Source organism: Streptomyces sp. NPDC058291 (assembly GCF_042880855.1).
Taxonomy (GTDB): Bacteria; Actinomycetota; Actinomycetes; order Streptomycetales; family Streptomycetaceae; genus Streptomyces.
On the sequence record NZ_JBHVYK010000042.1, the window covers coordinates 1 to 8010 of the forward strand.

An 8010-nucleotide genomic window follows, 5' to 3' on the forward strand; every position below is an offset into this window, starting at 1 on the left:
GGGAAGAACGCCAAGTCCGGACCGCCGGTCCACGACGACCTCGTGCGGCGCGACTTCACCGCGGACAGGCCGAACAGGCTGTGGCTCACGGACATCACCGAGCACGCAACCGGCGAGGGCAAGCTGTATCTGTGCGCCGTCAAGGACGTGTACTCGGGCCGCATCGTGGGCTACTCCATCGACGCCCGGATGGAGTCCCGCCTCGCCGTGGCCGCGCTGGAGTCCGCCGTCGCCGCCGCGGCCAGGTGGCCGGTTGCGTGGTGCATTCGGACCGCGGCTCGCAGTTTCGGTCACGGAAGGTTGCTGCCGTACTCACTCGGCACGGCCTGGTCGGCTCGATGGGCCGCGTCGGGGCCGCCGGCGACAACGCCGCCATGGAGAGCTTCTTCGCGCTGCTGCAGAAGAACGTCCTCGATCGCCGCACCTGGGCCACTCGACAGGAGCCGCGGATCGCGATCGTCACCTGGATCGAGCGGACCTACCACCGGCGCCGGCGCCAGAGACGCCTGGGCCGATTGACCCCCGTCGAGTACGAGACCATCATGACCCCACCCGCAGCTCTGGCTGCATAAACCCCGCTGTCACCCGATCATGCAGCAGTCCCGACCACCTCGGACTGGGCTCTGGGTCATCCAGGGAGGGCTAGTTTGTGCAGGTGTGCGATGCCGAGCATGGCACGATGAACCTGCAGCCCCGGGACACGTGTCCGGAGGCCGCTTGGGTCCTGGCAACGTGGCAGCTGGAAGCCCTGCGCGCGGCAGATCAGGCGGGACGAGTCCACGGATAGGCCACGGCTGGTTGAGCACCGCTTTAGGGGTGGATCCGAGCCCGAGCAGCGGATGACGAACTCTCTATCGGGGGCGTCTGAACCTTCATTGGAGCTCGTAACACGATCACGAGCGTGCCTTCTTAGACTTCATCTCATTTGGTGATGCGGCGGTAGCAGATGAGGGTGCAGGCGATGCTGGCGAAGGCCAGGAAGTGCTCGGCTTTGCGCTCGTAGCGGCGGTGCAGTCTGCGGCATCCGGCGAGCAGAACATGGTGCGTTCTATGGTCCAGCGGTAGCGGCCCAGACGAGTCGAGGACTCGATGCCTCTGCGGGCGATGCGGTGCCGGATGCCGCGTCCGCGTAACCATCGCCGCAGGTGGTCGTAGTCGTATCCCTTGTCGGCGTGGAGTTTGGCCGGCCTGCGCCGCCGGCGTCCGCGCCGGGAGCGAATCGGCGGTATGCCCTTCACCAGGGGGATCAGGGCCTGGCTGTCGTGCAGGTTCGCTCCGGAGATTCCGACGGACAGGGGCAGACCGGTCCGTTCGGTGATCAGGTGGATTTTCGAGCCGTACTAGCCCCGATCCACAGGATTCGGGCCTGTCAGCTCCCCCTTTTCAGGGCCCGCAGGTTCACCGAGTCGATCGCGCAGCGGGACCAGTCCAAGTCGCCGCGAGAGCCGAGTTCGTCGAGGACCAGGCGATGGAGTTTTGCCCACACGCGGGCCTTCGTCCACTCGGCAAAGCGTCGGTGGGCCGTCGCTCCTGACGGACCGAACGACGCGGATGGCAGCTGCTGCCATGTGCAGCCTGAGGTCGCTACGAAGACGATTGCGGCCAGAACTTCGCGGTCGCCGTGTCGGCGCCGGCCGCCGCCCTGAGGTCGCGACGGCGCCTCCGGCACCACCCGCCGGAACATCTCCCACAACTCGTCCGGCACCACGCTCAACGATCCCTGCCACAATCGGCAGCTTACCCAACCAAATGAGATGACGTCTAAGGGCGCGGAGAGCGCGACGGGCACCATCGATCGCCCGATCCGCAACCCCATCACCGACCTGATCGGCACCGACGTCACCGACCATGCCCGGCAGATGATCCTCACCTGCTGGCACCTCGGCGGACTGCCCGAACTCGAAGAACTCCGGCTGCGCAAGTGGGCCCACATGCTCGGCTTCCGCGGCCACTTCTCGACGAAATCTCGCGCGTACTCCGTAACCCTCGGTGCCCTCCGCCAGGAACGCGCCGACCACAACGAAGCACTCACCCGCGAACGCGCGGCCCTGGCCGGCCACCCCCTCCCGGACCCGGACACCGTCCTCGTCCTCTCGCACTGGCGCTTTGCCGGTACCGGGTTGACCGCTGCCGAATCCTGGCTCGCCACCTCACGGCGACCCGACACCTCGAATACGGAAGGAGACTCGTCGTGGACCGCCGACGAGACGAACTGATGACCGTTCCGCAGATCCTCGGCGAGCTGGGCGGAGTCTCCCGGCGCACCTTCTACCGCTGGCGGCAGCTGGGATACGGGCCAGCCGCGTTCAAGCTGCCCAACGGAGAGCTCCGTGTTTGGCGGAGTGACTTCACCACGTGGCTTCGACAGTTGGAGGCGGCGGCGTGAAGTCTCTCGATGTGAAGGTGTGGGGCGTTCGGAAGAGGAACACGAAGAAGTCGTCGTACGACGTCCGGTGGATCGTCGCCGGGAATGTGTTCTCCGATCAGTTCCGCACCAAAGGGCTGGCGGATCACTACCGTTCCAAACTCCTCCGGGCTGCCCATGCTGGTGAAGAGTTCGACACAGTCACCGGACTGCTTGACTCGATGGTGGAACAGGCGGCCTCGACGAACTGGTACGCCTTCGCTCTCAAGTACCTCGCCATGAAGTGGCCGCATGCGGCCCCCAACACGCGTAGCGGGATCAACGAGTCGTTGACCGCGGTGACCATGGCGCTTCTGGACGACCGGCCGGGACGGCCTCCCGAGGAGGTATCAGGAAGGCGCTGCGCACCTGGGCCTTCGTCCTGCCTGGCCCTGATGACCGTGACTTGCCGGATGACGTCGCGAGCGTGCTGTGCACTGGGTCTCCAAGGCATCGCGCCCCCTGGCTGACCTTGGGGACGCCGCCCTCGCCAGGGCTGTTCTGGACTCGCTGAAGCTGAAGCTCGACGGAACGGCGGCTGCCGCGGAAACCGTACGTCGGAAGCGCCGGACGCTCGTCAATGCCCTGCACTATGCAGTGGATCTCGGAGAGTTCAAAGAGGATCCGATCAGTGCAATTCGGTGGAAGAAGCCGAAGGTTGCGGGGGAAGTTGATCCGCGTGTGGTTGCAAATACCGAGCAGGCGCGTTCCCTCCTGACCGATGTTTCGTACGTAGGCGGATACGGCCGGGCCCGCGGCCGCCGACTGGTCGGCTTGTTCGCCTGCATGTACTACGGCGCCTTCCGACCCGCCGAGGTTGTGGGACTCACGGAAGCGGATCTGAAGCTGCCTGAGGCGGGCTGGGGTACGGCGCTTCTTCACCGGACCCGGCCCAGTGCGGGCAAGCAGTGGACGGACTCCGGTGAGACACATGACGACCGCGGATTGAAGAACCGGCCCGCGGAAGAAGTCCGTCCCGTGCCGATCCCGCCTCAGCTCGTCGCCATTCTGCGGCAGCACCTCGACACCTTCGGGACTGCGGACGACGGGCGGATGTTCACCAACGAGCGTGGGGGAGTGGTCGGCTCGTCGACCTACTACCGGGTCTGGCAGGAAGCCCGGCTTCTGGCGCTTCCGCCGGCTGCCGTAGCCTCTCCGCTCGCTGCGCGGCCGTACGACTTGCGGCACTCGGCGCTGTCCACCTGGCTCAACTCCGGAGTGGATGCGACCGAGGTTGCCGAACGGGCGGGCAACAGTGTGGAGGTCCTGCTGTCGCGCTACGCCAAGTGCATCGATGGTCGGCAGAAGGTGGCCAACCGCAAGATTGAGGAGCTGCTGCGCGAGTACGAGTAATCGTGCACGTAGGCCGTCAGCCCCCAGCCCCCAATGGCTGGGGGCTTCGCCGTGTCTCGGCCGTGCTTCCTCTGCCGGTAGGTGCTGGTTGCACCTGCCGCGTCGCGTCCCGTCTCATCGGCGTACTGCCGCCCCAGGTGTTCCGGCTGGTTCGTGCTCTACGCCTTGCCCGACTGCCTGGGGACCCTCACGTTATGGGGGTTTTAGATGAGAAGCGGCACCGCTGAGGCAGAGGGCAGAACCGGTGCCCAAACTGCGGGCTCATACAGGATCGGGTGGCGACGCTTGAGCACGAGTGGGTGCTGTTGGAGCCGGACATGCACCCGTTGGCCCACACAGTGCCGGCGGACCACCGCTGGATCGAGCTGTCCGATGGGCGGGTCACGGTTTACGGAGTGTGTCCGCCGGATCCGTTCCAGCGGTGTCGCATCGAGCACCGCCTCGCCTGTCCGCAGCAGGCTCTGCCGGATCTATGGCCGTGGTTGACCAGCCTGCGAGTGGAGAACGGGCGGCAGGTGGAACGGCGGACCGACCCGGAGCCGCCGCCTCTGCCTCCCGAGGAGTGGCCGGACGCCGGCTGACTGACGCGGTAGGAAATCCCGGAGCTGACCAGGGCAGATGCCCCAAGATCCTGTCCACGAATAGTCCACAGACCGCGTCATAGGGTCGCCGTGGGCTGCACACGGCTGCACATACGCGAAGACCCCGGCCTCAGCGTTTCCGCTGGTGACGGGGTCTTTGGGCACCTTCTGCAAGGTGCCCCCGGCAGGATTCGAACCTGCGCACACGGCTCCGGAGGCCGTTGCTCTATCCCCTGAGCTACGGGGGCGTGTCGGTCGGGAGGTGTTGCTCGCGGCGACGGGTAGAACACTACCAGCTCGCTCGGGGTGATCAGGAACGGGTTTGCGGGGCAGCGGGAGGCCGGGTCGCTCGCACGGGGTGGAAGTGGGGAAAACCCGGACGCGGTGGCCGGTCCCGACCTACTCTCGAGTTGTGTCAGGCGCGTCCGGCCGGGTGCTTGTTGTGGACGACAACAAGGTCATCCGGCAGCTGATCAGGGTCAATCTCGAGCTGGAGGGCCTCGAGGTCGTGACCGCGTCCGATGGTGCCGAGTGTCTGGATGTCGTTCATCAGGTGCGGCCCGATCTTGTGACCCTCGATGTCGTCATGCCCCGGTTGGACGGGTTGCGCACCGCCGCTCGGCTGCGTGCCGATCCGCGGACGCGTGATCTTCCCCTGGTCATCATCAGCGCCTGTACGCAGTACGAGGTCGAGAGCGGGCTCGAGGTCGGCGTCGACGCGTTTCTGCCCAAGCCCTTCGATCCCACCGAACTCGTCTCCGTCGTCAAGGCGTTGGTGGGGCGGGGGGCCGGCGAAGGGGAGGGCGGCGGGGAGCTCCGGTCGCGGCTGGGGCTGGGGCCGGGGCCCGGGGCTGCGATCGGGGTGGGGAAAGGCGGCGGGGTCGGCGGGCAGCCTGTGGCCGGGGAGTAGGGGGAGTAGGGGGAGTAGGGCGTTCTCCCTTCCGCTTCCTTCCGCGTTCTCTTGGCCTCGTTTCGTTCTTCGCGTCCATATCTCGGGATCCCTGGACAATCGGGTCGCCTTCCCGCCCCCCTCCTCCCCTACGCTTGGCCCGTGACCCCCGTCGAGCTCTCCCGTACCGTGCTGTGCGCGGTGCGTCGTGCTGTCGACGAGGGGGAGCTCAGCGTGGACGTTCCCGCCCGTGCCGTGGTCACGTCGCCGGGGCCCGGCGGGCGGGGGGACTACGCCACCAACATCGCCCTGCAGCTCGCCAGGCCGGCCGGGCAGACGCCGCTTCGGGTGGCCGAGGTTCTCCGACCGCATCTGATGGGCGCCGAGGGCGTCTCGGGGGTCGAGATCACCGGGCCCGGGTTTCTCAACATCACGGTCGACGGGGCCGCCGTCCTCGATCTGGTCCGGCGCATCAGCAGCGAAGGTCCGCGGTACGGGCACAGTGACGAGCTCGCCGGAGAGGTCTTCCCGGTGCGGGTGCCGTACGAGGTGCGGGCCGAGGTGCTGGCCGACGTCCTCGCGCGGATCATCGGGGCGCAGGGCGGCCGCGTCGACGTCAGCCACGGCCCCCTCCAGGGCTCCGGCCAGGACATCCGTCACGGCCTCGGTCGTGAGGCCGTCGGCCGCTGCGGTGCTGACGGCGGCGACAGCCGGGGCGGCACCGTCGTCCGGCCGGTTCCCGCTCCCGAGGATCCCGCTCCGCTCGGTCTCGACGCCGCTCGCTGGGCGCTGGTCCATCCCGCCCCGCACGACCGGCCCCGCATCACCGCCGACCATCTGGTCCAGCGCGAGGGCAATCCCCTCTTCCGCGTCCGGTACGCCCACGCCCGCACCCGGGCCGTGCGGCGCAACGCCGCTGACCTGGGCTTCGGCGCGCAGCCCGGTCCGCTGGACGCCGCCGGCCTCGTCAACCTTCTCGCGGACTACCCCCGCGTCCTCGCCACCGCCGTCACCGCGCCGTCGGCAGGGTCGTCGCACCGGTCGTCGCACCGGTCTGCGGATGCGGTGGTGCGCTCGCTCGGCGGGGCCCGTGAGCTGGGGGCGGCGCTCGTGCCCGATCTGTCCGCGCCCTCCCGGCTGGCCCGGCATCTGGTCGGGGTGGCCGACGCCACGCTCGTTCTGCTTCCCGCCGTTCTTCCGCGTGGCGAGGAGAAACCCTCGGCCGCCCATCGTGCCCGGCTCGCGCTCGCCGAAGCGGCCGGGGCGGTGCTGGCCGGCGGCCTGTCCCTGCTCGGCATCGACGCACCCGACCACCTCTGAAAGAGCAAGCCCAGATGAGCCGTTCCGCCCACCCCGCCGGGCCCCGTCACGCCGACGTCCTCCCCGAGGGCCACTACTCCGCTCCGCCCGCCGACCTCAACGCCCTCGACCCCAAGGTGTGGGCGCGGACCGTCGCCCGTGACGACGACGGCGTCGTGACCGTCGGCGGCGTCGACGTCGTCACCCTCGCCGAGCAGCACGGAACGCCCGCCTACATCCTCGACGAGGCCGACTTCCGCGACCGGGCCCGGGCCTGGCGCACCGCTTTCGGGGCCGACGCCGACGTCTTCTACGCCGGCAAGGCGTTCCTGTCCCGGGCCGTCGTGCGGTGGCTGCACGAGGAGGGGCTGAACCTCGACGTCTGCTCCGGGGGCGAGCTCGCCACCGCGCTGTCCGCCGGCATGCCCGCCGACCGGATCGCCTTCCACGGCAACAACAAGTCGACGGCCGAGATCCACCGCGCCATCGACGCCGGCGTCGGGCGGATCGTGCTGGACTCGTTCCAGGAGATCGTGCGGGTGGCGCACATCGCGCAGTCGCTGGGCAAGCGGCAGCGGGTGCAGATCCGGGTCACCGTCGGCGTCGAGGCGCACACGCACGAGTTCATCGCCACCGCGCACGAGGACCAGAAGTTCGGGATCCCGCTCGCCGGCGGACAGGCCGCCGAGGCCGTGCGGCGGGCGCTTCAGCTGGACGGTCTGGAGCTGATCGGGATCCACTCGCACATCGGGTCGCAGATCTTCGACATGTCCGGCTTCGAGGTCGCCGCCCACCGGGTCGTCGGGCTGCTCAAGGACATCCGTGACGAGCACGGGGTCGAACTGCCCGAGATCGACCTCGGGGGCGGGCTCGGCATCGCCTACACCAGCGACGACGATCCGCGCGAGCCGCACGAGATCGCCAAGGCGCTGACCGAGATCGTCACCCGCGAGTGCGAGGGGGCGCGGCTGCGTACGCCGCGCATCTCCGTGGAGCCGGGGCGCGCCATCGTCGGGCCGACCGCCTTCACCCTCTACGAGGTCGGCACCGTCAAGCCGCTCGACGGGCTGCGGACGTACGTGTCCGTCGACGGCGGGATGTCGGACAACATCCGCACCGCGCTGTACGACGCCGAGTACAGCGTCGCGCTGGTCTCGCGGGTCTCGGACGCCCCGCCGATGCCGGCGCGGGTCGTGGGCAAGCACTGCGAGAGCGGGGACATCGTGGTCAAGGACGCGTTCCTGCCCGCCGACGTGGCGCCGGGCGACCTCATCGCCGTGCCCGCCACGGGGGCGTACTGCCGGTCGATGGCCAGCAACTACAACCACGTGCTGCGGCCGCCGGTCGTCGTCGTGCACGAGGGGGGGTCGCGGGTCGTCGTGCGGCGCGAGACGGAGGAGGATCTGCTGCGGCTCGACGTCGGCTGAGCGCGACGGCGGGAGCGGCGGCCGGTGCGAGGGTGACGGGTAGGGCGGCGCACGGCT

Annotated in this window: 4 protein-coding genes, 1 tRNA gene and 5 pseudogenes; 8 read left to right on the top strand and 2 right to left on the bottom strand. The window is 68.9% G+C overall.

Annotated features, from left to right (window positions below):
- A pseudogene (locus ACFVYK_RS21420) lies at window positions 1-572 on the top strand (IS3 family transposase); the annotation flags it as partial.
- 349 nt (window positions 573-921) lie between these two features.
- Here the strand turns inward: ACFVYK_RS21420 and ACFVYK_RS21425 are convergent.
- Window positions 922-1684: pseudogene (locus ACFVYK_RS21425) on the bottom strand (IS5 family transposase).
- Window positions 1685-1760: 76 nt separating this feature from the next.
- Between ACFVYK_RS21425 and ACFVYK_RS21430 the strand changes: the two are divergent.
- The 4 genes and pseudogenes from ACFVYK_RS21430 to ACFVYK_RS21445 form a co-directional block, all read left to right on the top strand.
- A pseudogene (locus tag ACFVYK_RS21430) lies at window positions 1761-2216 on the top strand (replication initiator); the annotation flags it as partial.
- Entirely contained in the window at window positions 2216-2386 is a 171-nt protein-coding gene (locus tag ACFVYK_RS21435; RefSeq protein ID WP_389776362.1) for a helix-turn-helix transcriptional regulator, read from the top strand. The pseudogene ACFVYK_RS21430 and the gene ACFVYK_RS21435, both read left to right, overlap by 1 nt.
- Window positions 2383-3757, top strand: a pseudogene (locus tag ACFVYK_RS21440) (tyrosine-type recombinase/integrase). Before ACFVYK_RS21435 ends, ACFVYK_RS21440 begins: the two are co-directional and overlap by 4 nt.
- A gap of 248 nt (window positions 3758-4005) precedes the next feature.
- Window positions 4006-4338: pseudogene (locus tag ACFVYK_RS21445) on the top strand (DUF6083 domain-containing protein); the annotation flags it as partial.
- A 176-nt stretch (window positions 4339-4514) separates the two neighbouring features.
- Here ACFVYK_RS21445 and ACFVYK_RS21450 read toward each other — a convergent pair.
- A tRNA-Arg gene (locus ACFVYK_RS21450) sits at window positions 4515-4586 on the bottom strand.
- A 110-nt stretch (window positions 4587-4696) separates the two neighbouring features.
- Between ACFVYK_RS21450 and ACFVYK_RS21455 the strand changes: the two genes are divergently transcribed.
- The 3 genes from ACFVYK_RS21455 to lysA all read left to right on the top strand — a co-directional run bounded on the left by ACFVYK_RS21455 (window position 4697) and on the right by lysA (window position 7953).
- Entirely contained in the window at window positions 4697-5248 is a 552-nt protein-coding gene (locus ACFVYK_RS21455) for a PleD family two-component system response regulator (RefSeq protein WP_389776258.1), read from the top strand.
- Between the two features lie 141 nt (window positions 5249-5389).
- Window positions 5390-6547 carry an ArgS-related anticodon-binding protein NrtL gene (nrtL, locus tag ACFVYK_RS21460; protein ID WP_389776261.1) on the top strand — a complete coding sequence of 386 codons (1158 nt, stop codon included), beginning with the start codon at window positions 5390-5392 and terminating at the stop codon, window positions 6545-6547.
- Window positions 6548-6561: 14 nt separating this feature from the next.
- The gene (gene lysA, locus ACFVYK_RS21465) at window positions 6562-7953 is read left to right on the top strand and encodes a diaminopimelate decarboxylase (protein ID WP_389776263.1); all 1392 of its coding nucleotides are present in this window, start codon (window positions 6562-6564) and stop codon (window positions 7951-7953) included.
- The last annotated feature ends 57 nt before the right edge of the window (window positions 7954-8010 follow it).